General features: G+C 45.9%; 22 protein-coding genes and 2 pseudogenes. 19 read left to right on the top strand and 5 right to left on the bottom strand.

What is annotated here, in order from left to right; all coding sequences use genetic code 11:
• Window positions 1–3 precede the first annotated feature (3 nt).
• The 5 genes from cyoB to J4N37_RS17615 all read left to right on the top strand — a co-directional run bounded on the left by cyoB (window position 4) and on the right by J4N37_RS17615 (window position 5,180).
• Window positions 4–2,040, top strand: a complete 2,037-nt coding sequence (gene cyoB / locus J4N37_RS17635; RefSeq protein WP_171370308.1) for a cytochrome o ubiquinol oxidase subunit I — start codon at window positions 4–6, stop codon at window positions 2,038–2,040.
• A complete protein-coding gene (gene cyoC, locus J4N37_RS17630; RefSeq protein ID WP_005451611.1) occupies window positions 2,030–2,629 on the top strand; it encodes a cytochrome o ubiquinol oxidase subunit III in 600 nt (199 codons plus the stop codon). The genes cyoB and cyoC overlap by 11 nt, the downstream gene beginning before the upstream one ends.
• Complete coding sequence (gene cyoD, locus J4N37_RS17625) at window positions 2,629–2,940, top strand: cytochrome o ubiquinol oxidase subunit IV (RefSeq protein ID WP_005443825.1); 312 nt, start codon at window positions 2,629–2,631, stop codon at window positions 2,938–2,940. The genes cyoC and cyoD overlap by 1 nt, the downstream gene beginning before the upstream one ends.
• An 8-nt stretch (window positions 2,941–2,948) precedes the next feature.
• Window positions 2,949–3,821, top strand: coding sequence for a heme o synthase (gene cyoE, locus J4N37_RS17620; RefSeq protein WP_042605322.1), 873 nt, complete (start codon window positions 2,949–2,951; stop codon window positions 3,819–3,821).
• Between the two features lie 264 nt (window positions 3,822–4,085).
• The gene (locus tag J4N37_RS17615) at window positions 4,086–5,180 is read left to right on the top strand and encodes an NADH:flavin oxidoreductase (RefSeq protein WP_252042957.1); all 1,095 of its coding nucleotides are present in this window, start codon (window positions 4,086–4,088) and stop codon (window positions 5,178–5,180) included.
• Window positions 5,181–5,255: 75 nt separating this feature from the next.
• On the opposite strand, the gene J4N37_RS17610 is transcribed toward J4N37_RS17615, so the two are convergent.
• Complete coding sequence (locus J4N37_RS17610; protein ID WP_009704647.1) at window positions 5,256–6,152, bottom strand: LysR family transcriptional regulator; 897 nt, start codon at window positions 6,150–6,152, stop codon at window positions 5,256–5,258.
• A gap of 155 nt (window positions 6,153–6,307) precedes the next feature.
• On the opposite strand from J4N37_RS17610, the gene J4N37_RS17605 reads away from it, so the two are divergent.
• The 7 genes and pseudogenes from J4N37_RS17605 (at window position 6,308) to J4N37_RS17575 (ending at window position 14,140) form a co-directional block, all read left to right on the top strand.
• A complete protein-coding gene (locus tag J4N37_RS17605) occupies window positions 6,308–6,706 on the top strand; it encodes a RidA family protein (protein ID WP_009704646.1) in 399 nt (132 codons plus the stop codon).
• Between the two features lie 94 nt (window positions 6,707–6,800).
• Complete coding sequence (locus J4N37_RS17600) at window positions 6,801–8,261, top strand: aldehyde dehydrogenase family protein (protein ID WP_252042956.1); 1,461 nt, start codon at window positions 6,801–6,803, stop codon at window positions 8,259–8,261.
• Between the two features lie 67 nt (window positions 8,262–8,328).
• Window positions 8,329–9,318 carry a membrane dipeptidase gene (locus J4N37_RS17595; RefSeq protein WP_252042954.1) on the top strand — a complete coding sequence of 330 codons (990 nt, stop codon included), beginning with the start codon at window positions 8,329–8,331 and terminating at the stop codon, window positions 9,316–9,318.
• A 206-nt stretch (window positions 9,319–9,524) separates the two neighbouring features.
• A pseudogene (locus J4N37_RS17590) lies at window positions 9,525–11,033 on the top strand (BCCT family transporter); the annotation flags it as partial.
• Window positions 11,034–11,145: 112 nt separating this feature from the next.
• Window positions 11,146–12,885: a hypothetical protein gene (locus J4N37_RS17585; protein ID WP_252042953.1), complete on the top strand. Its 1,740-nt coding sequence runs from the start codon at window positions 11,146–11,148 to the stop codon at window positions 12,883–12,885.
• On the top strand, window positions 12,882–13,613 hold the full coding sequence (locus J4N37_RS17580) for a DUF3726 domain-containing protein (protein WP_252042952.1): 732 nt from the start codon (window positions 12,882–12,884) through the stop codon (window positions 13,611–13,613). Before J4N37_RS17585 ends, J4N37_RS17580 begins: the two co-directional genes overlap by 4 nt.
• Window positions 13,614–13,747: 134 nt before the next feature.
• Window positions 13,748–14,140 (top strand): nuclear transport factor 2 family protein, encoded by a 393-nt coding sequence (locus J4N37_RS17575; protein ID WP_252042951.1) that lies wholly within the window; start codon window positions 13,748–13,750, stop codon window positions 14,138–14,140.
• 58 nt (window positions 14,141–14,198) lie between these two features.
• On the opposite strand, the pseudogene J4N37_RS17570 reads toward J4N37_RS17575, so the two are convergent.
• Window positions 14,199–14,759 (bottom strand): annotated as a pseudogene (locus tag J4N37_RS17570) (glycine betaine ABC transporter substrate-binding protein); the annotation flags it as partial.
• 24 nt (window positions 14,760–14,783) lie between these two features.
• Window positions 14,784–17,012, bottom strand: a complete 2,229-nt coding sequence (locus J4N37_RS17565) for a hypothetical protein (protein ID WP_252042950.1) — start codon at window positions 17,010–17,012, stop codon at window positions 14,784–14,786.
• 624 nt (window positions 17,013–17,636) lie between these two features.
• Between J4N37_RS17565 and J4N37_RS17560 the strand changes: the two genes are divergently transcribed.
• The 6 genes from J4N37_RS17560 (at window position 17,637) to J4N37_RS17535 (ending at window position 23,416) form a co-directional block, all read left to right on the top strand.
• A complete protein-coding gene (locus J4N37_RS17560) occupies window positions 17,637–19,529 on the top strand; it encodes a methyl-accepting chemotaxis protein (protein WP_252042948.1) in 1,893 nt (630 codons plus the stop codon).
• Window positions 19,530–19,794: 265 nt separating this feature from the next.
• A complete protein-coding gene (gene artP, locus J4N37_RS17555; protein WP_285337329.1) occupies window positions 19,795–20,523 on the top strand; it encodes an arginine ABC transporter ATP-binding protein ArtP in 729 nt (242 codons plus the stop codon).
• Between the two features lie 88 nt (window positions 20,524–20,611).
• On the top strand, window positions 20,612–21,355 hold the full coding sequence (locus J4N37_RS17550) for an arginine ABC transporter substrate-binding protein (RefSeq protein ID WP_252042946.1): 744 nt from the start codon (window positions 20,612–20,614) through the stop codon (window positions 21,353–21,355).
• A 1-nt stretch (window position 21,356) separates the two neighbouring features.
• Window positions 21,357–22,046 carry an arginine ABC transporter permease ArtQ gene (gene artQ / locus J4N37_RS17545; RefSeq protein WP_005431570.1) on the top strand — a complete coding sequence of 230 codons (690 nt, stop codon included), beginning with the start codon at window positions 21,357–21,359 and terminating at the stop codon, window positions 22,044–22,046.
• Window positions 22,043–22,711, top strand: a complete 669-nt coding sequence (gene artM, locus J4N37_RS17540) for an arginine ABC transporter permease ArtM (RefSeq protein WP_010451575.1) — start codon at window positions 22,043–22,045, stop codon at window positions 22,709–22,711. The genes artQ and artM overlap by 4 nt, the downstream gene beginning before the upstream one ends.
• Window positions 22,712–22,843: 132 nt before the next feature.
• Window positions 22,844–23,416: a dioxygenase family protein gene (locus J4N37_RS17535; protein WP_252042945.1), complete on the top strand. Its 573-nt coding sequence runs from the start codon at window positions 22,844–22,846 to the stop codon at window positions 23,414–23,416.
• 9 nt (window positions 23,417–23,425) lie between these two features.
• Here J4N37_RS17535 and J4N37_RS17530 read toward each other — a convergent pair whose 3' ends face one another.
• A complete protein-coding gene (locus tag J4N37_RS17530) occupies window positions 23,426–24,256 on the bottom strand; it encodes a LysR family transcriptional regulator (protein ID WP_252042943.1) in 831 nt (276 codons plus the stop codon).
• Window positions 24,257–24,374: 118 nt separating this feature from the next.
• Here J4N37_RS17530 and J4N37_RS17525 point away from each other — a divergent pair, with 118 nt between their 5' ends.
• Window positions 24,375–25,022: a glutathione S-transferase family protein gene (locus J4N37_RS17525; protein WP_252042942.1), complete on the top strand. Its 648-nt coding sequence runs from the start codon at window positions 24,375–24,377 to the stop codon at window positions 25,020–25,022.
• Window positions 25,023–25,114: 92 nt separating this feature from the next.
• Here the strand turns inward: J4N37_RS17525 and J4N37_RS17520 are convergent, their stop codons facing one another.
• Complete coding sequence (locus J4N37_RS17520) at window positions 25,115–26,770, bottom strand: ABC transporter substrate-binding protein (protein ID WP_252042941.1); 1,656 nt, start codon at window positions 26,768–26,770, stop codon at window positions 25,115–25,117.
• Between the last annotated feature and the right edge of the window lie 5 nt (window positions 26,771–26,775).

Below are 26,775 nucleotides of genomic sequence, written 5' to 3'. Positions count from 1 at the left end.
GCAATGTTTGGAAGATTAACACTTGAATCAATCCCTTATCACGAGCCGATTATTGTCGTCACTCTAGCGGTGATCGCGATCGTTGGTTTGGCTGTCGTTGCGGCGATAACCAAAGCGGGTAAGTGGCAATACTTATGGAATGAATGGTTTACTTCGGTAGACCACAAAAAACTAGGCTTTATGTACATCGCTGTGGCAATGGTGATGTTGATTCGTGGCTTTGCTGATGCGGTCATGATGCGTAGCCAACAACTGCTTTCTGCGGCAGGCGAGAGCGGTTATTTACCACCACATCACTACGACCAAATCTTTACTGCCCATGGCGTGATCATGATTTTCTTTGTGGCGATGCCGTTGGTGATTGGTTTGATGAACATCATCGTTCCGCTGCAAATTGGTGCGCGTGATGTGGCATTCCCTTACTTAAACAACCTGAGTTTCTGGCTGTTTGTCGTAGGCGTGATCCTCACCAACATGTCACTTGGCTTGGGTGAGTTTGGTCGTACTGGTTGGTTGGCGTATCCGCCGCTGTCTGGTATAGAGGCAAGCCCCGGAGTTGGGGTGGATTATTGGATATGGGCGCTGCAAATATCCGGTGTCGGCACCACGCTGACGGGCGTGAACTTCTTTGCGACTATTTTGCGCATGCGTACGCCGTCTATGCCAATGATGAAGATGCCGGTGTTCACGTGGGCGTCCCTGTGTGCCAACATTCTAATCATCATTTCATTCCCAATCCTAACCGTAACCATCGCGCTACTAACGTTGGATCGCTACATCGGTACGCACTTCTTCACCAATGATCTTGGTGGCAACGTAATGATGTACGTAAACTTGATTTGGGCATGGGGTCACCCAGAAGTGTACATCCTGATCTTGCCTATTTTTGGTGTGTTCTCTGAGGTAACGGCAACCTTCTCACGCAAGAAGCTATTTGGTTACACTTCGCTAGTATGGGCGACCATTGTAATTACGATTTTGGCGTTCGTCGTTTGGCTGCATCACTTCTTCACCATGGGCTCAGGTGCAAATGTGAATGCATTCTTCGGCATCGCCACCATGATTATCTCTATCCCGACCGGGGTGAAGATCTTCAACTGGCTATTCACCATGTACAAAGGGCGAATCCGCTTTACTACGCCTATGATGTGGACAGTTGGCTTCCTGATTACCTTCTCTGTAGGTGGTATGACGGGCGTACTAATGGCGGTTCCGGGCGCGGACTTTGTTCTGCACAACTCCGTGTTCCTGATTGCGCACTTCCATAACGTAATCATCGGTGGTGTGGTATTTGGTTGTTTCGCGGCAATCACTTACTGGTTCCCGAAAGCGACAGGTTTCACCATGAACGAAACATGGGGCAAACGTGCATTCATTTGCTGGATTGTTGGCTTCTTAATGGCGTTCCTACCGCTTTATGCGCTGGGCTTTATGGGCATGACGCGTCGTCTAAGCCAAGATCTTAACCCAGAGTACTTCCCACTGTTAGCAGTTGCTGCAGCGGGTACGGCAGTGATTGCGCTTGGCGTGGTTTGTCAGTTCATCCAAATCTACGTGAGTGTTCGTGACCGCGAGCAAAACCGCGACCTAACGGGTGATCCATGGGGCGGTCGTACCTTTGAGTGGGCGACGTCTTCACCACCGCCGTTCTACAACTTTGCACACCTACCAAAAGGCGATGAGCTAGACGCGTTCTGGTACCAAAAGCAGAGTGGCGAATTCGATCCAACCAAAGAAGTGGAATATGAACGTATTCACATGCCGAAGAACACACCAACAGGTATTTATGTTTCTGCATGGGCGTTGGTGTTTGGCTTCGCGATGATCTGGTACATCTGGTGGCTAGCAGCAGCAAGCTTTGTTGGCATTATCGTGACGTGTATCCAACACAGCTACAACGACGACGTGGATTACTACGTTGAAGTAGAAGAAATCAAAGCGATTGAAGCGGAGCGTCGAGCTCAACTTGAAGAAGCGAAGAAAAACGAAGTGAAAGACAACGATAAGAAAGACGATCTGGAGGTGACTTATGCAAGCTAATGTTGCGGTTCACGACCACGATCATCACCATGATTCTGCTGGCATTAAGCTGTTTGGTTTCTGGATTTACCTAATGAGTGACTGTGTATTGTTTGCGACTTTGTTCGCGACTTACGCAGTACTAGAAAGCGGCTCTATTGCGGGTCCAACCGGTAAAGACATTTTCGAACTGCCTTTCGTGTTTGTAGAAACCATGTTGCTGCTATTCAGCAGTATCACGTTTGGCTTCGGCATGATTGCGATGAAGCGTAAAGACGTTGCAGGGTTAAAGCGTTGGTTAAAAGTGACCTTCTTACTTGGTGCCGGCTTTATCGGGATGGAAGTGTATGAGTTCCATCACCTGATTGTTGAAGGCTATGGTCCACAAGAAAGTGCATTCTTGTCGGCGTTTTTCACTTTGGTTGGAACACACGGTTTGCACGTAACCTTTGGTTTGATTTGGCTAGCCGTGTGCTACCACCAACTGTCCACCAAAGGCTTGAACGATAACATGTCGATGCGATTCCAGTGCTTGAGCTTGTTCTGGCACTTCCTAGACATCGTTTGGATTTGTGTATTCACCATCGTTTACTTATTGGGGGTTATGTAATGGAACAACATCTAGATACAGGTGCCTCTGATTACGTAAAAGGTTTTATTGCGTCTCTGATCCTGACCGTGATTCCTTTCTACTGTGTGTGGGCGCAAGTGCTGCCAGATACTGCGACTTATGCCGTGTTGTTTGGTTGTGCGATTGTGCAGATCTTCGTGCACTTTAAGTACTTCCTGCACATGGAAGTGAAAACGTCAGAAGGTCAGTGGAACGTGGTGTCATTGATGTTTACCGCCATTGTTGTGTTGATTCTGATCGCTGGCTCGATCTGGATCATTTACAACATGAACGTCAACATGAAGCTGTAGGCTAGGGTATGCTGAAAAGTTATTTGTCTATTACTAAACCGGGCATCATTTTCGGCAACCTGATTTCTGTTGCGGCGGGGTTTTTCCTCGCCGCAAAATCAGAACCCGCTAACTTTCTATTGTTGCTGACAACGTTAGTTGGCGTCGGGCTTGTGATAGCATCAGGATGCGTGGTGAACAACATCTTCGACCGCGATATCGACCAAAAAATGAAGCGCACGCAAAACCGTGAATTGGTGATGGGAAACATCAACATCGACGCGGCGTTTGTTTACGCTTTGGTATTGCTGCTTAACGGCACAGCGTTATTGTTCCAACTGGTGAATCCGCTTTCGGCTGTGGTTGTACTCTTGGGTTACGTGTTTTACGTCTTCTTCTACACCATGTGGTACAAGCGAAATTCGGTCTACGGCACCTTAGTCGGCAGCATTTCTGGTGCGGTTCCTCCGTTGGTGGGCTACCTTGCGGTGACGAACTACATCAGCTTAGAAGCGATTTTACTCTTCATTATGTTTTGTCTTTGGCAGATGCCTCACTCTTACGCGATTGCTATGTTCCGTATGCAAGATTATCGCGATGCAGGAATTCCTGTTCTTCCCGTTAAAGAGGGGATTGCTAAAGCGCATCAGCATATGAAAGCGTACGTGGTTGCTTTTGGTGTGGTTGCTATCGGGCTGTTTATGTTGGGTGAAGCTGGGTACGAGTATTTAGCAGTCTCGGCAGCAGTGTGCTTTATGTGGACGCGGGTGACATTCCAAAAAGTGAATTACAACAACTACATCCAATGGTCCAAAGCGGTGTTTAAGGTGTCGTTATTGGTCGTAATGAGCATCAGTGGCGTGCTTGGTTTAGAGTTGATTCCACTGCCGTTTATTCATTAAAGGAAAGTAAATCTGAGTTAACGATTGATGCCATCAGTAGTTGTGATGAGAACAAAACCAATGAATGCGGAATCGGTGATCTATCTCACCAAACCTTAATCCAGATTAAAGTTTTGCCGCAGTTTCGGCGGTAAGGTTCGCGTCGCTCATCGCACTGAACAGAAATTCAGAGAAGGAACAGCCATGCTTTGTGTATCGCTGTTCCTTTTTCGTTCCTGCTTGGTAGTGATGCATCTAAAAAAACAGATTATAAGAGGACTGGACTTGAGCATTTTGTTTTCAGAAGCCCGCATTGGCAACATGACACTAAAGAACCGCTTTGTACGTAGTGCAACGTGGGAAAATATGGCGACAGAAGACGGTCACATGACCGAGAAGTTGTACGACATTTATGAAGAACTTGCCAAAGGTGAAGTGGGTCTGATCGTTACTGGATATGCGAACATCGTAGAAGAAGAGAAGCCGAACGCAGGCATGATGGGGATCTACAACGACTCTTTCATCGATGAATACAAAAAGCTGACTGACCTTGTCCATGAGCACGACGCTAAGATCGTTATGCAGATCGCTTACGGTGGCACAAAAACGACATTCAACGTTGGCGAGCGTGTGATTTTTGCTCCAAGTGAAGTGCCAGAACGTGGCACCAAAACGGAAGGCAAAGCGATGACTCAAGATGAGATTGACTACATCGTTAAAGCATTTGCGCTAGCGAGCAAGCGTGCGCAAGATTCTGGCTTTGATGGTGTAGAAATCCACGCGGCGCACACGTACTTGATCAACCAGTTCTTAAGCCCATACTACAACCGTCGTGAAGACCAATATGGCGGCAGTCTTGAGAACCGCATGCGTTTCCTTATGGAGATCTATGCCGAAACACGCAAGTTAGTTGGTGATGATTTCCCAATTCTAGTGAAGCTGACAGCCACAGAATTCTTCGATGGCGGTTTGACGTTCGATGAAACGCGCATTGTTTGTAAGAAGCTAGAAGAAGTGGGCGTGGATGCGATCATTGTATCGGGTAACATTCATGGCAACGCAAGCACCATGGTAGGTGAATCGTTCGACGGTTACACGCTACAAGAAGAGGGCTACTTCCACGAGTACGGGCAAGTGATCGGTCAAGATGTGAACGTACCTGTGATTACCGTAGGTGGCTTAAACGACTTCTGTGCGATCGAAGATTTGGCTGAAAACACCAAGATCCAATTCTTCGCGCTTTCTCGTCCGTTATTGGCAGAGCCACAATTGATCAAGCGCTGGAAAGACGGTAACCGTGCTGAAGTGGACTGCGAACGCTGCTCTAAGTGTCGCACCAAGCGCGGCAACTTCTGTGTGGTTTATAAGCGCAGAAAGTAACGTGTTCTGACTCATGAAATTTTAAAAAGCCCCTGATGCTTAACGTGTCAGGGGCTTTTGTTTTATAAGTCATGCTTATGCAGTTTCGACTTCTTCTTGATAGTTCAAGTAGTGAATGCACAAATCATGAAACGCTTTTGCCTGAGGAGAAATGGTTCTATCCGTCAGAGTAAAGATACCTACTTGTCTCTCCAAAGGCGGATCGATCAGTGGAATCCAAACCAGTCGAGTTTCGTTAGTCGGGAACGCTAATTTTGGCAATGTAGTCACGCCAATCCCTAGCTCAAGAACTGAGAATAAAGACGTAATGTTCTCCACGGAATACAAAGCTTGTTCACTTAGCGCTCTTGCAGGAGTGGGATCGAGTAGGGTACAAGTTCCGTTTCGAATAAAAGGTTGTTCTAACAGCGTTTGCCACTCGATTCCTTCTGGGTGCTGAGCGATGGGGTTATCCTTCAAACACACCACGCCAATGGGGTCAGAGATTAACGGGGTAAACTCGATACCGCCTTCGTCTAAATGTGATGGGTTACCCAGCGCTAAATCGACTTCTCCTGATAACAAACGCGCTTCGACCCCAGCGGCGTTATCATCAATCAAACTGACTTCTACGTTTGGGTGCTGTTCGCAGAATGCGCCGAGCACACTGGGAATCAGCTTGGCAGCAACAGAAGGAACGCTGGCGATGCGTACCCGACCTTGTTGCCCTGCAGCGGCGGCTTTTAGATCGTTATCAAGGGCGTTATAGATGTTGAGAAACTGAATGATCTTAGGCAGGCAGATCTCACCGAATGGAGTGAGTTTGGATTTATTGCCCGGCTCAAATAGGGTTTGACCGAGTATTTTTTCCAGTTCTTTGATTGACGTTGACAGCGCAGCCTGGGAACGGTTCGCTCGATGTGACGCTGCTCTAAAACCACCTTCCTCGACCACCATCACAAAATGCTTTAATTGTTGAAGCTTGATACTCATGGCGAAACCTCTGCAATCCCTTTATTTACCTTAGTTTTAATAAGGTGATAGATTTTTCTTATCAAATGTAAAAAATTTACCGTTCGATTTATCGCCTGTCAATGTGCAGTATTTAACTATCTTGAAACAAGATTGTTACAAAGGTTAAAAGGCACGTGAATACTTCTACGAAAAAATACCCAGTCAAAACCGCATTGTTTGCCTCTAAAGCGCCGCTGGAATGGGCAATTGTTAACAATGGCACGTTATACACCGCGCAAATCCCGATTGATGATACCGGAGCTGTCGTGGAAGGCGGTATCGAAGCCCAGACTCGTCAAACCTTTAATAATCTCGTTCACACGTTGGAGTGTGCAGGGGAGTCTTTAGATTCGGTTCTGCAGGTGCTGATTTATGTGACGGATCGTGAGTACTTAAAAACGGTTAACCAAGTCTACGCTGAGTATTTTGAAGCGCCTTACCCTAATCGCGCCGCTATGGTCGTGGCAGGACTGGCGCGTGAAGAGATGCTGGTGGAGTTTGTGGTGTACGCATCGGCGAGTCAGCCAGAGTAAAGAATAATAATCAAAGCCTCATTACCGGGCTTTGTTAGTGAGATTAGTGAGCTGGTGGCGATCACCAGACGTCAGGAAGAATAAGGACAGAGCAATGACTTTTATCAATAATGTTCAAGCAGAGAAATCTCTCTACATTTCAGGCGAATGGCAGTCTGGCATTAATACGGTTGCGAACATTAACCCTTCAGACATCAGTGAGAACTTAGGCGATTTTGCTCAGGCGAGTGAAGCTCAAGTAGAGCAAGCCATTCAAGCTGCCAAAGTCGCACAGCCAGAGTGGGAACAAACGCCGATTGAGCGCAAACAAGCGGTTTTGCAGGCAATTGGTGATGAGTTGATCGCTCGTTGTGATGAGCTTGGTACGCTGCTTTCACGTGAAGAGGGTAAACCTTTTGCTGAAGGTCGCGGTGAAATCTACCGTGCTGGCCAATTCTTCCAATATTTCGCAGCGGAAGTGCTGCGTCAAATTGGCGATAACGCAGCTTCTGTCCGTCCAGGCGTTTCCGTTGAGGTCACTCGTGAAGCCGTCGGCGTTATCGCCATTATCTCTCCTTGGAATTTCCCAACCGCAACGGCGGCATGGAAAATCGCGCCAGCGCTTGCGTTCGGCAACAGCGTAGTATGGAAGCCCGCAAACCTGACACCAGCAAGTGCGGTTGCACTGACGGAGATTATCCATCGTCAAGGATTACCAGCAGGCACGTTCAACCTTGTGTTAGGCAGCGGCTCTCAAGTGGGTAACACGCTTATCAACTCGAAAGACGTAAACGGCGTGAGCTTTACTGGATCTGTTGATACGGGTCGTAAAGTAGCGGCAGCGACGGCACCAAATTTTGTTCGTTGCCAGTTAGAGATGGGCAGTAAGAACGCACTTGTGGTTGCTGATGATGCAGACATTCAAATCGCAGTTGAAGCGACCATTGCAGGCTCTTTCTCTGGCGCAGGTCAGAAGTGTACCGCGTCTTCTCGTCTTGTCGTCATGGATGGTATTCACGATGCCTACGTGGAAGCACTGATCAAACGTATGAGCGAGCTTAAAGTCGGTCACGCTTTAGAAGACGGTGTGTTCATGGGACCCGTTGTGGATGGAAAACAATTGAATGCCAACTTCGAATGGATCGAGAAAGCACGTCAAAGTGGTGCGGAGTTGGCATTCGGTGGCGAGCGTTTGAACTTGAAACATGACGGGTTCTACATGTCACCAACCCTTTTCCTCAATACGAAAAACAGTTGGGAAGTGAACCAAGAAGAAGTGTTTGCGCCAATGGCAAGCGTGATTCGAGTTTCTGACTTGGATGAAGCCATTGCTGTCGCGAACGATACTCGCTTTGGCTTGACGGGCGGCATCATCACGCAAAGCCTCCGTAATAGCGCCATCTTCAAACAACAAGCTCAAACTGGCTGTGTCATGGTCAACCTACCAACCGCAGGAACGGATTACCACGTGCCGTTTGGCGGTCGTAAAGAGTCGAGCTTTGGTCCACGCGAGCAAGGTCAATACGCAAAAGAATTCTACACCGTGGTGAAAACCGCTTATCAACGTCCTTACTAAGTGAAATAGGGCAGCCGAGCATTCCGCTGCCCAACCTTAAAGTCTTATTAACGTTTAAGGAGTGGTTATGTACCAACAACGGATTGTGATTGATGGATTGCAGTACTGCAATTGGGATCGAGAATACTTCCAAACGCTGAAGGCGAGCGGTATTACGGCTGTGCATGCAACGATCGTTTATCACGAAAATGCACGCGATACCTTAACTCGCTTTGCCGAATGGAACCTGAGGTTCGAACAAAATGCAGATCTGATAATGCCTATTTACTCGATGGCTGACGTCGAGAAAGCAAAAGCAGAGGGAAAGGTTGGTGTCTTTTTTGGTGCGCAGAACTGCTCCCCAATTGACGATGAAATCGGCTTGATTGAAGTCATGCGTCGCCAAGGTTTGTTGATTATGCAGTTGACCTATAACAACCAAAGCTTGCTGGCGACAGGGTGCTATGAGCAGAACGACTCTGGTGTCACGCGTTTTGGTAAACAAGCCATCGAAGAGATGAACCGTGTCGGGATGATCATCGATATGTCCCACAGTGCAGAGCGCTCAACGTTGGAAGCGATTGACCTTTCTTCACGTCCCATTTGTATTAGTCACGCGAACCCAACGTTTGCTCATGATGCTCTGCGCAACAAATCGAACAACGTCATTAAAGCGCTCACCGAACGTGGCGGCTTGATTGGCTTTAGTCTTTACCCATTTCATCTTCCAAACGGAAGCCAATGCACGCTTGAAGATTTTTGCCAAATGGTCGCGAAAACTGCCGATCAGTTCGGTGTGGATCATTTAGGCATCGGCAGTGATCTTTGTTTAAACCAACCACAGCAAGTGCTTGAGTGGATGCGCAACGGTCGTTGGTCCAAAGCAATGGACTATGGCGAAGGTTCCGCTAGTAATGCGGGGTGGCCAGATGCTCTGCCTTGGTTTAGTGGCAGTAAAGGGATGGAGAACATATACAACGGCTTAATGCGTCATGGATTCAGTGAATCCGAGGCAGGAAAAATACTGGGTGAGAATTGGTTTAACTTCTTGGAAGAAGGGTTGGAGGCCAAGTTATAAGTTGTAACCCAAACATGGAATAGCTCGCTAAAAAAATAATAACAAGGCGGGTGTTAAAGTCACTTTTTGTAGCCGTTAAGGCAGCTGCAATAAACCTCTGGAGTCAGAGTATGTCTGATCTAACCGATAGCATGAAAACTTCTGCGATGAGCGTGTCATCAAAGAAGCCACTAGCAACACACAATGACATTTCAGCAACTGAAAATTCACCGGACAAACTGGGTCTAAGCAATCCAGCACTTTGGTACAGTGGCGGCTTTATCGCCCTGTTCGTTGCCATCGCGCTTTATGATGGTGAACTGCTATCCACATTGGTAAACACAGGATTTGCGTGGTCAGTAAAAGTCTTCGGCCCATATTGGCAACTACTGCTTCTTCTCACTTTTCTTATTGGTCTTGGTTTGGCAGCAGGGCGAACAGGCAAGGTGATTTTAGGTGGCACGACCAAACCTGAAATGGATGGTTTTCGTTGGATGGCAATCATCTTCTGTACACTTTTAGCTGGTGGTGGCGTGTTTTGGGCGGCGGCAGAGCCTATCGCGCATTATGTGAGCCCTCCACCTTTGTATGGCGCACAAGATAATCCACAGCAGGGTGCAGTGAACGCACTATCGCAATCTTTCATGCACTGGGGTTTTCTAGCGTGGGCTATCGTTGGTAGTTTGACGTCTATCGTGGTCATGCATTTACACTACGATAAAGGACTACCGTTAAAACCTCGCATCTTGCTTTATCCTGTACTGGGCGAACGAGCGCTAAAAGGCCAGATAGGTGCGTTGATTGACGCATGTTGCATCATTGCCGTAGCGGCAGGAACCATTGGACCGATTGGCTTCTTAGGTTTGCAGGTTAGCTACGCGTTAAATGCCCTGTTTGATATCCCAGACGGCTTTACCACACAGTTAATCATCATTTTATTTGCGATAGTGTTGTACACAGTGTCTGCGCTGAGTGGTTTGAACCGTGGTATGCAAATGCTGAGTCGCTACAACGTGATTCTCGCACTGGCATTGATGGTTTACATCCTTCTATTTGGTCCAACTGATTTTATTTTCAATGGTTATATTCAAGGCGTGGGTACCATGCTGGATAACTTTATCCCAATGGCGACTTACCGTGGTGATGAAGGTTGGTTGAGCTGGTGGACAGTATTCTTCTGGGGCTGGTTCTTAGGGTACGGCCCGATGATGGCAATCTTCATTGCACGTATCTCTCGCGGTCGCAGTATTCGTCAAATCATCTCGACGATCAGCATTGTTGCTCCGCTTACCACGTGTTTTTGGTTCACCATTGTTGGTGGTTCTGGCTTAGCGTTTGAAATTGCGAATCCAGGCAGTGTGAGTGCAGCATTTGAAGGCTTCAATTTACCGGGCGCGTTACTCGCAGTGACTCAACAACTGCCGATGCCAATGTTGGTTTCAATCTTGTTCTTGATTTTGACCACCATCTTTATCGTTACCACCGGTGACTCAATGACGTACACCATCAGTGTTGTGATCAGTGGTGAGACAGAACCGAATGCGATTATTCGTACTTTCTGGGGCGTGGCTATGGGTATCACGGCGTTGATTCTCATCTCACTTGGCTCTGGCGGTATATCAGCCCTGCAATCCTTCATCGTGATTACAGCCGTTCCAGTGTCATTAATACTGTTACCGTCACTATGGAATGCGCCGCAGATCGCTATGAAGATGGCAAAAGAGCAAGGGTTATAACAACGGTTATAATAAAAAGATCAAACCCAATAACGTGGCGCTTGTGTGGGTGAATCCTCCCCACACCCTCACAAGCCCTTATTCTTACAATAAAAAATAAGTGGTGAGCAAAATGGATGCACATCGTTCTACTTACACTGAAACAACACTTCGCAACGCTGCAATTGTGATGGCGCCAGACAGGCTAGGGGCTATGCACCAAAATCGAATCAGCTTTGTGCGAAGCTTGATCCGAAAAATGGCGAGTCAGGAATGGCAAGTGAGCAAACATGAGTGGCAATTGTGTCCACGCGGTTTTGGTCATGTGATTTACAAATTAGCGACGCCGGAACACGTTTATCACTTGGTTGTGTTTTGCGATGAAATTGCTGATGAAGAGCGTAACGACCGAGTCATTGCTGAGAAATGGGACGTAACCTTTGCTTTGGTCAAAGGCGAGGTTAATGTTGAACTGTTAGAGCAACTTAGAGCCAATGTGCCTTTGCAAGAAGCGGGGCGCAATCCAAACAACGTGCTTGTTCTTGCTCGTGCGAATAAGAGCGTTCGTGTGTTTGAACACATTGTGAATGCGCTTTCTAAAGGTGAGCAGCCAGAGCCTTCTGAGCTTGCTGAAGTGGGGTACATCCTAAGAACCACCGCCGTTTATGGTAACGGTAAATTTGGCATTGCCGACTTTAAACTGCTAGAGAACAACCCTGATTTCAACCAGTCGTTCAGTGCACAGATGTGTGCCGTTTATATGCTGCGTGAATTCAGCTTAGATTGGGTTCATTACCTTGCTGCGCAAAAGGGGGGAGATAACGCCATTGCACTTCACAAAGGTTTGCAGCGCTATCTTGGTGTGGGGAACGCAACTGGCTTGGGTATGGCGCCATATTTAATCAATCATCCATGCATTGTTGATCAATGGATGACATCACGTGAGCGTGCGATTGCCAACGTACTTGCTATGCCATGTGAACCTAACGAGCTAGAGCAACCATTAAAAGCCCTGCTTAAAAAAGCACAGCGACACTTACAGCAAGTGATAACAATCAATGAACATCAAAATCAGCTTAACCATCAAGCCATTGCTGATCTCCAAGCGCTACAAATTAACTTAAATGCTTTGATGGCAGAGCACTCGAATTGGGCAAGCTTGATCAAACAAACCACAACCATGAGTTTGGAAGCCCAAGAAATCCTAACTTCATGTTTGATCGAGCTTTACCCGTCTTTGGTTGATGAATTTGAAAACCAAATGAACACCGACGAATCACTCTCTATTCCAGGCGGAAAAAGCGTTCAAGATGTTTTGCAAATACTAGAGAGTAAGTACCGATGGTCAATCGATGCTGACTACACGTTACCAGAGAACAACTATTGGTTCTGGTATCGCTCGCAAGACAAAGAAGAACCAAGGCTAGGCGTTCGTGGAGAAGAAATCGGTGAAGAACGTGAGTTGCCACTCGACATAGGGCGACAAGTAAACCGCCTCTACCATGCGCTGCAAACGTGCCAGCCAGAAACATCGTTGGCGGAGTTCTTACTGCAGCATCCGCAGTATCGTGCAATCACTCGTCGTGTATGGACGCTCGGCAACCGAGAAATGGGTGATATCCAGATGAACGTGCTACGTGAAGACGCACTGCCTATGCATCTACTGCGTTGTAAGTTAGCTATCTTTGGGGCGACCAAGTTCGATCCACGTTCAGACCGATGGGTGCGCGTTACCTTCTTCCAAGGCGCACCATTGCTTGACGAGATTCAGGACCCGCGTTTCAGCGATACGTGGATTTTCCCAACCATGCCAGAGCGTGAAGAAATCGCGCAAAGCGACAATCAAAAAATCAGTGGAGGTTTTGCATTATGATCGTTTCGCATAACGAGCTGGTAGCAGCAGTAAACAAAGCTTTTCTTGGTATGCGCCGTCATTGCGGTGAAGCAGATGTGATTGCCAATATGGTTGCGGATCTGCAAATGGTGGGTTTGCACGGCGTGCGTCACTTCAACAACGCCAGCCTGTTTCTCAACTTAGATTCAGATTGTGCGGTTAGCATTACGAGTAACACCGACTCTCATATCGAAGTCGAGCTACACAATGGCAGTATTGCCTGTCATTTACCTGCGGTGTTGGATTTTGCGCTTGAGAAAATGGTCAGCAGCAAGAGCGTTACCATCACACTGAAGCAATGCCACAATCGCTGGCTAGCATTTAGTGAGTTAGTTAGGCTCTCTGCCAAAGGCATCGCATGTCGTGCTCAGTGGGTTAATGGCACTAGTCCTAAGCGAACCTTGTATGTGTTAAATCGTGGGCGGATAGCACCAGAGGTATTCTTTTCTGACCAGATTGAAGATAACAGTACCGACTATCACAGTATGACGATAGAGCTTGCCGTAACGGATTTTGATATCGAAGCGAGCTCTCAAGGTTACGCAATTCATATTGATGGTGAAGAGTTGAGCCGTGCGCAGAAAACATCATGGGAAGAGGGCATCTTTGTCGAAGACGCAGAATGGAACGCGCTTAAACAAACTGCCACGGTTTTCCTTGTCGAGAACAGTGAACGTTCGGTACAAGGTGCTGGCGAGTTAGTGTAGCGCAACCAAATCGGAATCACTGAGAATAGAAAAAGAGGTAGCTGAATGCTGCCTCTTTTCGTTTAATAATAAAGCAGGATTGTGATTCTCAACTACGCTAATGACAGGTTGTTTGCATGACGAAGGAGAATCAAATGAGCACCATGCAAATCGATATAGAAGAGAATAAGCGCAATGCCATTGCCTTCTATGAGATGGCATATCGAGGAGAACCGAGAAAAGCGGTCGAGCTATATGTAGGGGATGATTACATTCAGCACAATCCGTTAGTGGGTAACGGTACCGAGCCATTTATCGCTTATTTCGAGCAAATGCGGGAAGAGTATCCCAACAAAGATATTACGTTTGTTCGCGCTGTTGCAGAGGGGAATTTGGTGGCACTGCATACTCATCAGACGTGGCCTGATGATGTGGAATACGTGACGATGGATTTCTTCCGCTTTGATCTAAACGGTAAGATTGTCGAGCATTGGGATGCGTTGCAGGAAATACCGAAAGAGACAGCAAACGGGAATTCCATGTACTAGCGCACCGAGCCTTGCCATACGCGTTAAGCACGGCAAGGCACTGAGATTGTAATTAAGTCTATTGTGCTTGGTTATCCAACCACTCACGTGTCACCGTGTCTAAATCTCGTCCTTCACGACAGATTTTGTAATCCAATTCCGCAATGATATCGTTTGAGAAACGGAGCGTGTCCAATCTATTCAACTCATCTTGAGTAAATTTATCTGATTTGTCTTGGCGCAATAGCAATACCGCTTTATCGACAATACCCAGCAAACCTTTTGGTTCTGCGATTTCTCGAATTGCGTACTTATAGTGAAGAAATTGAGGCTTTCAAAGCGGCACGATAACCCACTGTTTGTTCTCTACCGCCTTCTCAAATGCAGTAAAGCAATCTTCTTCCGTCCCTGTGTGGAAATGGTAGCCTGCTTGGGTCAGCGAGTATTCGTCCATCATCTTAATCGAAAAGCGCGTAGTACCCGCCCCAGGGGTGATGCCTTGAATATCCGATTTCATCCTCGCCACGACTTCTGGTTTCGTTAGGTCGCTTACTTCTGATACCAGTTCTTCAGGCACGTAATCTGGCACACCTCAAAGCGCGTATGGTTCGTAGTGTAAGCCCAGTTCTAGCAAGGCTTCGGGAAAGGGGCCTTAAGTCGCGGATCAATACAGTAAGAACAGTCCTTCGTATCCACCAATATGAATGTCGGAAACATAGTCTCCAACATAGCCGTCCTTGTCGACAGGTCGCATTGGTTTTTCTAGCGTGACGGTGATTTTAGGCGCCGTGAAATAATCCACGTTCTTGCCGAAAAAGTCGGTGCGGTACAACACTCTGCCTTTGCTAAACTCGCGTGCTAATACCATCTCTGTAGGGCCTTGAGCCACCACATTGCTCTCAGAGCGATACGCAAAGTAGGTGAACGTAGGAGAAACGTAAGTAATGCCATCTGGTAAATCTGCATGTACCACCTCGTTCATCGACGAATCACCAATAACCGTGTAATCCGCTGGGTAAGGCGTGCTGGTGGACATCATCAGTGGGATGGCCTCTGCGTCCTCGGGGAGCTGATTGGCAGGCTCTCCCAAATCAATGGCAAGTAAGGCACTTGGTTGATACGCAATATTCTTTGGTACGCCAGCCTTCCAGAAGTTATCACCAGTGGTGTTATTACTTCCATATAGGTAACCATTGTTCCACTGATTAAAGTAGCTGCGCTCAGGGTGATGATTTAAGTAAAACGCTGCCAGTGCAGAGTATTGGTCTTGCTTCCAGTTATCTTCAGTGTTGCCAAAGTATTGCACTCGACCATAACGCGTTGTTGCTTGATAAATCACTTTCTGGCCAGCTTTGGCGAGTGCTGAGTTATCCCAAAACTTAGCTAAGCCAGCATAGCCACTAAAGCCAGTAGAAGGGAAAAGGTAATGCTCGCGTAAGTACAGAGAACCAGCTTCAACTAAGTGGTTCTGTCCATTACGGCCGAATAAGTTTGCCGTGCCGATGTTGAGGCCAATTAACGCATCCGCATCCAGCGTCGCCAGTTTGTTTAAAAACGCCGAGAATTGCGCTTTGTAAGCATCGTCAGCAGCTTGGCTACCCGCGACTAAACCAAGTTCATCCACGGTACCACCGGAATAAACGTAGAACTGATTTGCTCCGAGTAACTTATTCGTATCGTCGTTGTACGCACCGTTTAAACCTTGCTTCGCCCATTCAGCTTGGTAGTAGTGGTGCATTGCGTTGGCAAAGTCAGGGTTGCCGAGATTAGTCAATGTCCAAGAAGAGGTTTGATTCCACATACGACCAAATGGAATAACACGTGACTCCCAACGAAATCGTGCCGTTGCGTTCTTATTCGAACGGTTTTTGTATTCATTCCAAGAAAGATAATTGTCTTGGTTTAGGTCCGCAGATTTGTCGAAGCCAGGAATTTTGCGCCAACGTTGAATGGTTTGACCTTCGGGGGTTGTCGTTGGTGCGTCGGCCAACTTAACGGTTTGGAAGCTGTTTTTGAGCTTTACTTCTTTTAGACGAGGGCGATTCTCGATGTTTTCGTCATGCCAAGTAATTTTCGCAACGTAAAGACGGCCACCATCGCGTAAAAAGGTGGAGCCAAAGTACTGACCACCACCATAGGTTTGTCCGCTGCCATCGTGTGTTGTAGCGCGAACCCAATCCGAAGGAACAGACCAGTTTACCGTTTGGTTTTTAGTCATGTTCTCAGTTTTGTCTTTTTTAATCGCGAAGCTTTTCCATTCTGTTACCTGACCAAAAGAGTCGATGGCAGAAGGGTATTCAATCGTGAAGCTGCCGCCTTGAGCAAACTGAGAGAACTTAAAGGTTAAGCGGTCGAACTTCTCTGAGTGATAAACATAGAGCGCACCACCATTATTCGCCTGACCAAATACGTCGGCATCCCATGGTGGTTGTTGATATAGCCAAAAACCGGCGTGGTCAGCGCTGGCGGTATAGCCAACGATCATCGGTTTTCTATTGAGTAAGGTATTTTCACCATGGCTAGAGTCTACCTCTGCGATGATGGTGTCTTCGGCAAAATGGAGAAAGTAATCCTCGTAATCAATCCCATTCAGCTCTGCCTCGTTGCGAATATCGTTTTCTACCCAACTCGCATTCAGCTCAAGCTTTTGGTTGTACATATAACCGATGGCTTGGACACGCTCGTTGTCAGCCTTGTTTGGGTAAGCACCAAACACAATATCGGCATTGTTAATTTCCCAATCGATCACATCATCGGCAGAGAGCGGAGCATCTTGTAAATCGACACCTTGCTCATGCAATCCCGGTAAAACGACAGCAGTACCAGCCCAAGTAGTAGGCGAAAATAGGTTCAAAGAACCAAGCGCAAGCAGCGCAAAACGATATGGCTTCATTATTGAGTTGTCCCAATCAAAAAACTTCGATTACTCAAATTGCGAGTCAAATTACGAGGAAGTATTAGCGATCGGTCAGACCAATTCAAGAGTGCATCAGAAGATATGATTGATTTAAATTATTTATCAAAACAATAAACCAAATTAATCATCGTTTTATAAATTTAATATATTGAGTCTCATAATTGATACTTGAATAATGAAAGGTTCGATGTTTTTAGTTTTTGTCAAAATGACAAATTTACATAATCCAATGAGGTTTTATTGGCTTTTATTAAATGGAGTGGTTTTATATTTGAAAAGTGATCTTTGTTGAGTTATTCATCAAAGTTATTATCAAAATCAATTAATACAGGTAGAATTGAGTTGCAATATGACGTTCTTGTAGAGTTCACCCCATTTTGAACTATCGTTCGTGAGCTCTAAAGCAGCACGGGACAACTCGCATACGGCTAACCGCCTTTTGTTTATTCAGTTCATTGTCACTCTCCTTATATTGAAAGTGCATATGAAGCTAACTTTTTGTCTATATACACTTATAAAAGTCAGATAGAAAAATATCATTATTTTATTTAATCGCTTGTTTACAATAAGTAAACATTGACCATTTTGGGTAAATGTCGCATGAATGCAAAAAATAAACTTTTAGCATCGATAGGTATTTTAATAATTTCGATCGTAACTATTATTTCAGTGTTGAGTTACAACCAAATCAACTCTTCTTCTACAAATTCTTATCAAACGAACCTTTCTACCAGCACGCATTTAATTACTTCTGCCGTTGAACAAAAGATTCAAACTTACTTTACGAGCTTAGAAGCAACAGCTTCTGCCATCGTCGTCAACAACCAAACTGCATCTATTGATAACCGTATGGTGGAGATGTTGGTTCAAGGTACAAAGAGCTTAGGGGTTTCCAACTACTTCATCGCACTTCTTGACGGAACTCTTTACGATTCAGATTCAAAAGGTCTGCATCCAACTTTTAATGCTAAAAAGCTGCAAAGGGAGTGGTATGTAAAGGCGATGTCTGGGCAGGACCAAGTTGTCACTAAGCCGTTTAAAGCGAGTACGGGACAGATGTCTATTTCTCTTGTTATTCCAGTAAAACGAAACGGCGAGGTCGTAGCGATTGTTGGTCTGAGCCTACTGATGAACGATTTGACTCGCTTCATTAATGGGTTGGCGGAAGACAGCAATGTTTTTGTTGCTCGTGAAGATGGTTACTTGATGGCGGCGTATGAAGAGCAACTTGTCGGCGAAGATTTGTTTGAGTTACGTCCTACATACAAGCAGTACGCGAGCGATGCATCTAGTTCACACTCTTACATGGTTCCAGACCGTGGTGAGTTTTATGTAGTATCTGAACGTTCGAAAGCACTTGGCTGGACCGTTTGGGCTTTCGCAAGCTGGGAAGATATTAAAGCGACGTCTCGTGAAGCGGTGATCACTAACTTAGTTTCTGGCCTTGTGTTCATTATTATTGGTACGCTAGGTGCGTCATTGCTTATTCAAAAGCTGTTGTACAACCCAATCGGTGGTGAGCCGAAAGAAATTGAACGTCTAGTCGACAAGATTGCGAATGGTGATTTGACTGACATTCCTTCGGCAAAAGCTAGTGACATTGGTGTGTTTCGTTCAACATTGTTAATGGCAGATAAGTTGAAGACTATGATCACTGATATTAACTTGTCTTCGGAAGAGCTCATTGAAGCGTCGAGTAAGCTAGAGCGTTCATCTATTAAAGTCGATGGTTCGTCTAAATCTCAAATGATGCAACTGGAGCAAGTTGCAACAGCAATGAACGAGATGACAGCAACGGTTGCTGAGGTTGCTCAGAGTGCGGTTGAGGCATCAAGTTCATCAAGTGATGCAAATAACAGCTCAGAGCAAGGTCTGACGGTTGTTGCTCAAATGAACTCTGATATTACGACGCTTGTAAACGACATCAACCAAGTCCAACAGGTGATACGTAACGTTCATACAGAAACGGAAAATGTCGGCGGTATTCTGGATGTGATTCGTGGCATCGCTGATCAAACGAATCTGCTTGCACTGAATGCCGCTATTGAAGCAGCCCGTGCCGGTGAACATGGTCGTGGTTTCGCTGTAGTAGCGGATGAAGTTCGCTCTCTTGCGACGAAAACGCAACAAAGCACCAATGAGATCCAATCGATGATTGAAGTCCTGCAAGAGCAAGCGAACAAGTCGGTATTGCTGATGCAAGACAACTCGGACAGTGCAAAACGCACGCTTGATAAGGCAGGAGAGGCGACGTTATCTCTAGACCAGATTCGCCATGAAATCCAGCGAATTCAAGATATGAACCACCAAATTGCCACAGCGGCGGAAGAGCAGTCTCAGGTGGCGCATGAGATCAACGAAAGCGTGATTAACGTGAATGATCTTGCACGTGATACGACGGTAGATGTCCAAGACAATGTGGATACATCAGAAGCCTTGATTGCGATGTCGAATAAGCTTCGTGATAGTGTCAGCATGTTTAAGTTGAACTAAGTAATTTCGTTCAAGATTGAGACTTAACACCAACGAAAGAGAGGCACATGCCTCTCTTTTTATTGCCTTTCATTGACTTCATTTCCATTAGAACATTCAACAAATCTCGTTAAAACCTGAACTCATTGCACCAGTCAGATACTCTGCTTAGCTGGTTGTTTCTTATACAAAAAATTAACAATATAAATGTTTATACATTTTTATTGCATAAAATCTCTTTCTTGCTAGTATAAGTCCCAGGTGACAATTAATGCAGTATGGCAGCATGAGTATTCAAGTTAAAAGTATCAATAAGTCTTACGGCGATACCCAAGTTCTACACGATGTCAGTTTTAATTGTGAAAGCGGTGAAACGCTGGTGTTACTCGGTCCAAGTGGTGCAGGGAAGAGCTCTCTGCTACGTGTTCTTAACCTTCTTGAAGGGGCGGATAACGGCCAGTTAAACATCGCTGATGGCGCATTCGACTTTTCAACTGAAATCAAAGAGAAGCAAGGCTTAGCGCTTCGTCGTAAAGTGGGCATGGTGTTCCAACAGTACAACCTATGGCCACACATGACAGTGGTGGAGAACCTGATTGAGGCTCCGATAAAAGTCTCTGGCATGGATAAAGAAGAAGCGAAGAAGCAGGCAATGCAAATTCTCGCAACGCTGCATTTGGCAGACAAAGCGGATGCATGGCCGATGCAACTTTCTGGCGGTCAGCAACAACGTGTGGCGATTGCCCGCGCACTGATGATGAAACCAGAAGTCTTGCTTTTTGATGAGCCTACCGCGGCGCTTGACCCTGAAATTACGAACCAAGTGGTCAAAATCATTAATGATTTAAGCGAAACCGGAATTACACAAGTCGTTGTGACCCACGAGGTGGATTTCGCCAAGAAAATCGCTAGCCATGTTCTATACCTAGAACAAGGACACATCGTAGAACACGGCACGCACGACGCATTTGTTAATCCGCAAACCACTCAGTTTGCTGATTACCTAAATCACTAAATTACGTTTTTAAAGTTCAGTCTATTTAACAGATAAGCTCGGCTGTCATTGCGAGTGTCAGCCCACTAAGTACACACGGAGTATTGCAATGAAAAAGATTCTACTAGCTTCACTAATCGGCCTTTCTTCTGCAACCATGGCAGCAAACGCAGCAGCACAAGAAGAGATCAAATTCGCGATGGAAGCGACTTACGCACCGTTCGAATACATGGATGAAAACAACCAAATCCAAGGTTTTGATGTGGATCTGGCGAACGCACTATGTAAAGAAATGGAAGCAAAATGTACCTTCCACAACCAATCTTTTGACAGCCTGATCCCTGCATTAAAATTCAAGCGTTACGATGCGGCTATCTCTGCAATGGATATTACTGACGCGCGTTTGGAGCAAGTGAACTTTTCTGACCCTTACTACGACAACTCAGCAGCGTTTGTATCTATTAAGGAAAAAGTGGCAGACCAAAAAGGTTTAGAAGGTAAGCGTGTTGGTGTTCAAAATGGTTCAACACACCAAAGCTACCTGATTGAGCAAATGCCGGGCGTAACCGCAGTTCCTTACTCAAGCTACCAAGACGCGTTCATCGATATGAAAAATGGCCGTATTGATTCTGTATTCGGTGACACAGCTGTCGTAGCAGAATGGTTCAAGAAAGAAGACAACCTAGCGTACGTGGGTGAACACGTCACTAACCCTAAATACTTCGGTAACGGTTTCGGTATCGCGGTAAATAAGGGTAACGACGAGTTAGTGAACAAGCTGAACACGGCACTGAAAACAGTGAAAGCGAACGGCGAATACGACGTAATCTACAACAAGTACTTCGGTAAGTAATATGGCACTAACGGGTTACTCTTTATCGCTTGTTCAAGCTAGTTGGATGACTGTCCAGCTAGCATTCACAAGCCTTTTAGTCGGTTTGATTCTGGCAGTGGTATTCGCCAGTGGTGAAATGTCTCGCCGCGTTTTCGTTAAATGGCCAATGACGGCGTTTGTGACGATTGTGCGCGGCTTGCCAGAAATCCTTGTCGTGTTGTTTATCTATTTTGGTTCGACACAGGTTCTGTTTTTAATCACCGGCGACTTTATTGAAGTTAGCCCGTTCTTGTCTGGCGTGGTGGCGTTGTCATTGATCTTCGCTTCCTACGCTTCTCAAACTCTACGTGGCGCATTGAAAGCCGTAGGAAGAGGACAGAGAGAAGCAGCAAGTGCACTCGGCATCAGTCAAGCACACGCTTTTGTTCGCATTGTTTTGCCTCAAGCTGTAAGACACGCACTACCAGGCTTAACTAACCAATGGTTGGTTCTGCTGAAAGATACCGCACTTGTATCACTGATTGGTGTGACGGACTTGCTGAAACAAGCGCAGCTAACTTCAGCAGCTACGCACGAGGCTTTCACTTGGTACGCAACAGCTGCGGCAATTTATTTGGTCATTACACTCATTACACAACGTGCCGTCAAACTGATTGATAAGAAGTTCTCAATTCAAGGTATGAGCATGGGACAGGAGGCAACCGCATGAACGAACAACACGTTTGGCAAATGCTGGATGGCTTAGGCACTAGCCTTCAATTGACAGCGGCCTCTTTGGTTGTGGGGTGTATTCTTGCTTTGATGATGACGCTAACTCTGATCTTACGTACTCCGGGTTTGCATTGGGTAAGTCGTGGCATCATCACCTTGTTCACTGGTACGCCTTTGTTGGTACAGATCTTTTTGGTGTACTACGGTCCGGGTCAGTTTGATGCGGTAAGAGAAAGCGTATTTTGGACTTGGTTGAGCCAACCTTGGTTTTGCGCGATGTTAGCGTTAGCGCTTAATACTGCGGCGTACAGTACTCAGTTGTTCAAAGGTGCATTTAACGCGATCCCGTCTGGTCAATGGCAAGCTTGCCGTGCTCTGGGTATGAACAGAACGGCGACACTGAAAGTATTGTTGCCATACGCAATTCGTCGCGCCGTTCCTGCTTACTCTAACGAAGTGATTTTGGTGTTCAAAGGCACGTCACTGGCTAGTACCATCACGATTATGGATTTGATGGGTTATGCGCAGCGTATTAATGCACAAACCTACGATACGTTGACAGTATTTGGTATTGCAGGAGCGTTCTATTTAGGTGTGAATGGTATCCTTACACTGATATTCCGTCAGGTAGAGAAGAAAGCGTTAGCGTTCGAATCTGCATAAGACTGTCCTTATAAATTTGATTTCACTTCGCCTCTGTGGATGATTCTCTCGCAGGGGCTTTTTTTATATTGGTCGTGGCAAATCGCTCAAGTTTCACCAAACTTAACTCAGTGTATTTGAATTGGTGACACGATGAAACGACGACACTTTTTGGCGCTTTGGACTCTGATCTTTGCACCCAGTTTAAAAGCGAAAACGCCAATGCAACCAACTCCTGAACAAGCAGAAGGTCCATTTTATCCGGTTGTTCGGATTCCTCTTCGATCAAATTTAGTTATTCAGACTCAAGGATTAATCGGGGAGCCCCTCATATTGCAAGGGAAAGTACTGGATACAACAGGAGACCCTGTCTCTGGCATCAAAGTAGAAATCTGGCAATGCGATGGGCAGGGTATTTACGATCATCCCAAGCAGCCAAATAACGATAAGTTTGATGCTCACTTTGCTGGCTTTGGCGCAGTCGAAACTCAATCGGATGGTCGCTACTTGTTTCAGACCTTGTACCCTGTACCTTATGCCTCTCGTCCGCCGCACATTCACGTTAAGTTGTGGCGAGAAAATCAAGAACTTCTGACCACTCAGTTGTACTTGAAAGGCAATATGGGTGATGAATGGTGGGGAGGCAAAGCCCGTGATTATCTACAGTTTGAGACTATACGAATCGACGGGCGATTAACGGGCGAATTTAACTTTGTGATTGGTTAGCGAATCCGGTTAAGCCATTAACTCAACCAATTGCTCCAAGCAGTCTTTATCCAGTATTGGATGAGGCTCGACGCCCGTGACCAAAACGATATCCACGGAAGGCAGCGATGGCATATCGTCTAAGATCTTAAGATCCTCGCTAACGCTAATACTGCCCATCGCACCGATAGCCATGCCTGAACGTACAATCGCTCTTTGTGCAGAGGCCGTATTGCAACATGCCAGTAGTTGATAAGGAGTGCCACGTTTGGTTAACCCGTCTACCGCTGCCGCGTGGTATTTGCAGTCGGTTTGGAATAGGGCGAGAGGGAGAGTTTGGGCGTTCTTGATATCAAAATCAGGATGAGCAATCCACACGCCTTTGTCGCTTGCTAGCCAGTAACCTTCTTCACTGTCCGGTGCTCTTGTCACAATCGCCGCGTCTAGCTTTCCTTCATCGAGTTTTTCTCTCAAGGTGATGCTTGGCTCACTGAAGACTTGAATAGAACATGTGGGTTCAGATTGCTGCAATACGCGGATGACTTTAGGCAGGATATTGTCGTTGTAATCTTCTGGGCAACCTAAGCGAAGAGGGCGCTTGTTTTCATAACGTTTCACTTGTTTCAGTGCTTGATTGTGCAAGCTGACCAATTGCTCGGCGTGAGAGCGCAGTGCCAGCCCTGCTTCACTCAATACTAGGTTGCGACCTTCTTTTTCAAACAAGCTGACGCTGAGTTCATCTTCCAGCTTACGCATCTGTGCACTGAACGCTGATTGGGTGCGATTGATCTGCTTGGCTGCACGAGTGAAACTTCCCGTTTCGACAAAAGCCAGAAAGCTGCGTAACGCATCGATATCCATATCTAAAACTCATCCATCGTTTTTGTTGAAGTGTTCCATCAAAACTATCCGTTAGTCCCCTTAAATACAATCAGATATTGTGAATGGGTACTCAAAACACGAACCGCATGGAGGCGTCATGAAACTGTTTATTGCTAATCAAAACTACTCAAGTTGGTCACTGCGCGCATGGCTGATCTTTTCTCAATTCAAACTGGATGTGAAAGTCACCAAGCTCAAGTTATTCACGGAAGATTTTTACAAGACCTTGGAAGGTATTACACCAACGGCGAAAGCACCTACCTTGGTGGATGGTGACGCAACCGTGTGGGATTCATTAGCGATTTTGGAATACGTTAACGAGCAATACTTACAAGGCAAAGCATGGCCAAGCAACTCCGCAGAACGAGCTAAAGCACGCGCTATTGCCTCAGAAATGCATTCGGGTTTCTTTGACTTAAGAAACGAACTCCCAATGAACATCCGCGCACGCAGAAAAGTCGATTTAACTGAAGGTGCACGGAAAGATATTGTACGCATTGACGCTATTTGGGCAGAACAAGCCAAACTGTATCCGAACGGGTGGTTATTTGGAGAATGGTCGATTGCAGATGCCATGTATGCACCTGTGGCATTGCGTTTCCTAACTTACGGTATCGAGTTATCGGAAGGTGCCAAAGCTTACCAACAGAAGGTGCTAGCAAGTGAATCTCTAAAGCAATGGCTCGAAGAGGCGAGCCTAGAAACGGATATCGTAGAAGAAGATGAAGCAGGGGTAGAGGTCTAGTGCCAGTTCTGAATGCTTAAATGTTGTATGTTGAAGCTGGATGTGAAGGATGAGTCCAATCGCACCCAGCTTTTATACTCAAATAGTTAGATTTAACTAGGGGAATTTATCCTTAGCTTATAGAAATCACTGTATCCAGACTTACGTATTTGTATGCCAGACACTCCTTTTTGACAGGTCACTTGTTCTTGGCCCCAAAATAGCGGCAAGATGCTAGCGCTATGCCTCAATGTGGCCAGTACTTCTACTAATCGTCCTTTGTGTGCTCCTTGAGAGATAGCAGTGTGTACAGCATCAAAGTGTTGATCAAACTCATCTGGGTCAAAGATAAAACGAATACCAGTGCCTGTAAGCAACCATTCGTATGCACCGTATTCTAATGGCGGCTCAATGAGATCTTCAATCATCAGCAGATCTGCACTTTCTTTTACGAGCTGGGGTTTACTTGCATCAGATAATTCTACGAACTCTACGTTTAACCCTGTTTGACGAATCAAAGCTACTAGCCAATTGCTCATTTTTTCTAGGTATTTGATGGTCCATTTTGGGTGCGCTAACACAACAGTGCCTGTCAACTTTGGCACATCACTCGTTGGTGCTGACGCTCCAAGCATCTCCATTACGTCTAAGTCACTATTGGCAGCAAATTCAAATCGGCGACTTTCTATAAAGGTAAATAACTGTTGCCACGTTTGATCGCTAATTGAACAGCTGGAACGACGGTTATGTGCCAAATAAGAAAAAGCTTGGATCGTGTAACTTTCATTATCATCAGAGTCTTGGTTGTAACTAAGGTGCTTATCGAGATCTTCTCCCTGATGGGAGAGGGTAATTTGGTCCAATAGTGCTTTCTTAGCGAAGTAATGATGGTGCTTTTTCATCACTATCTTATCTTCTTCCCAGTACTCTAGCTTAAATGGGCCTGTGCCAATTGCCACACTTCTTTGATGACTAAAGGCTTTGTGGCGTCTGGAAGCGATAGATGCATTCGCGGTAGCGAGGCAGTAGATAAATAAGGGGTTCTCCTGAACAAGCTCGATGCAGATAGCTTGTTTTATGTCATCAAAGCTAATTTTGGTGACTTGTTGAAACAACCTTTTTACAGGACCGTCAGTTGTTACTAACTGCTTCAGTGCAATGATGACATCTTTAGCTTCGAGTATGAGACCGTCGTGGCTTAGGATATCCGGACGAAGCCAAATATAGATATACTTACCTTCAGCTTGGTAATCACAGGCTAGGTGGGGTTTTAATTGACCATTAGAATCAATAGTGAATAGGGTATCATAAATGCTTCGTATGACTTGGAGCTCTGAAAAGCGATATGTCACTGATGGATTGAGTTCATTTACCCAAGGGTATTGGCTAATGATAAGAGAATTTGCGTTCTGATTTTCTTGTGCTGCTTCAGCCATTGCTTGGCTGAGTGCACTTGCTGCAACCGTTTTATACGTTTCTAGGTATTTAGGGATAGCATCGAAGTTACCAGTGCTAATTTCATGGTGGATAGTTCTATACAGGGCTTGGTGCATAGAAATCATAACCTTGAGAGTACTAGCTTTTCCACGGCCACGACCTGGTGTCCAGCTTATCCAACCATAGTCATGTAGCACTTTTATAACGTTGGAAGTATTACGCCGAGAAGTTGCGAATACGGTTTCTAACTCATCTAAGCTTACTTGATGCAATTGCGAATGATTATAATGATTTAATAACTGACTCAATCTGCGAAGGCATGTTTCGGTCATTTTGC

Origin of the sequence: Vibrio sp. SCSIO 43153 (assembly GCF_023716625.1) — a bacterium.
GTDB classification, from domain to species: domain Bacteria; phylum Pseudomonadota; class Gammaproteobacteria; order Enterobacterales; family Vibrionaceae; genus Vibrio; species Vibrio rotiferianus.
Note: the sequence above shows the minus strand (reverse complement) of the source record. Positions and strands in the feature narration are given on the sequence as shown.

Excerpts from the sequence above, each read along its gene's own strand:
- J4N37_RS17520 (WP_252042941.1), bottom strand. The coding sequence starts at position 26,770 with ATGACCGAAACATGCCTTCGCAGATTGAGTCAGTTATTAAATCATTAT.
- J4N37_RS17580 (WP_252042952.1), top strand. The coding sequence starts at position 12,882 with ATGATCGTTTCGCATAACGAGCTGGTAGCAGCAGTAAACAAAGCTTTT.
- J4N37_RS17525 (WP_252042942.1), top strand. The coding sequence starts at position 24,375 with ATGAAACTGTTTATTGCTAATCAAAACTACTCAAGTTGGTCACTGCGC.
- artM (WP_010451575.1), top strand. The coding sequence starts at position 22,043 with ATGAACGAACAACACGTTTGGCAAATGCTGGATGGCTTAGGCACTAGC.
- cyoD (WP_005443825.1), top strand. The coding sequence starts at position 2,629 with ATGGAACAACATCTAGATACAGGTGCCTCTGATTACGTAAAAGGTTTT.
- J4N37_RS17565 (WP_252042950.1), bottom strand. The coding sequence starts at position 17,012 with ATGAAGCCATATCGTTTTGCGCTGCTTGCGCTTGGTTCTTTGAACCTA.
- cyoB (WP_171370308.1), top strand. The coding sequence starts at position 4 with ATGTTTGGAAGATTAACACTTGAATCAATCCCTTATCACGAGCCGATT.
- J4N37_RS17610 (WP_009704647.1), bottom strand. The coding sequence starts at position 6,152 with ATGAGTATCAAGCTTCAACAATTAAAGCATTTTGTGATGGTGGTCGAG.
- J4N37_RS17560 (WP_252042948.1), top strand. The coding sequence starts at position 17,637 with ATGAATGCAAAAAATAAACTTTTAGCATCGATAGGTATTTTAATAATT.
- cyoC (WP_005451611.1), top strand. The coding sequence starts at position 2,030 with ATGCAAGCTAATGTTGCGGTTCACGACCACGATCATCACCATGATTCT.
- artQ (WP_005431570.1), top strand. The coding sequence starts at position 21,357 with ATGGCACTAACGGGTTACTCTTTATCGCTTGTTCAAGCTAGTTGGATG.
- J4N37_RS17600 (WP_252042956.1), top strand. The coding sequence starts at position 6,801 with ATGACTTTTATCAATAATGTTCAAGCAGAGAAATCTCTCTACATTTCA.
- J4N37_RS17530 (WP_252042943.1), bottom strand. The coding sequence starts at position 24,256 with ATGGATATCGATGCGTTACGCAGCTTTCTGGCTTTTGTCGAAACGGGA.
- J4N37_RS17595 (WP_252042954.1), top strand. The coding sequence starts at position 8,329 with ATGTACCAACAACGGATTGTGATTGATGGATTGCAGTACTGCAATTGG.
- J4N37_RS17535 (WP_252042945.1), top strand. The coding sequence starts at position 22,844 with ATGAAACGACGACACTTTTTGGCGCTTTGGACTCTGATCTTTGCACCC.
- J4N37_RS17575 (WP_252042951.1), top strand. The coding sequence starts at position 13,748 with ATGAGCACCATGCAAATCGATATAGAAGAGAATAAGCGCAATGCCATT.
- artP (WP_285337329.1), top strand. The coding sequence starts at position 19,795 with ATGAGTATTCAAGTTAAAAGTATCAATAAGTCTTACGGCGATACCCAA.
- J4N37_RS17550 (WP_252042946.1), top strand. The coding sequence starts at position 20,612 with ATGAAAAAGATTCTACTAGCTTCACTAATCGGCCTTTCTTCTGCAACC.
- cyoE (WP_042605322.1), top strand. The coding sequence starts at position 2,949 with ATGCTGAAAAGTTATTTGTCTATTACTAAACCGGGCATCATTTTCGGC.
- J4N37_RS17585 (WP_252042953.1), top strand. The coding sequence starts at position 11,146 with ATGGATGCACATCGTTCTACTTACACTGAAACAACACTTCGCAACGCT.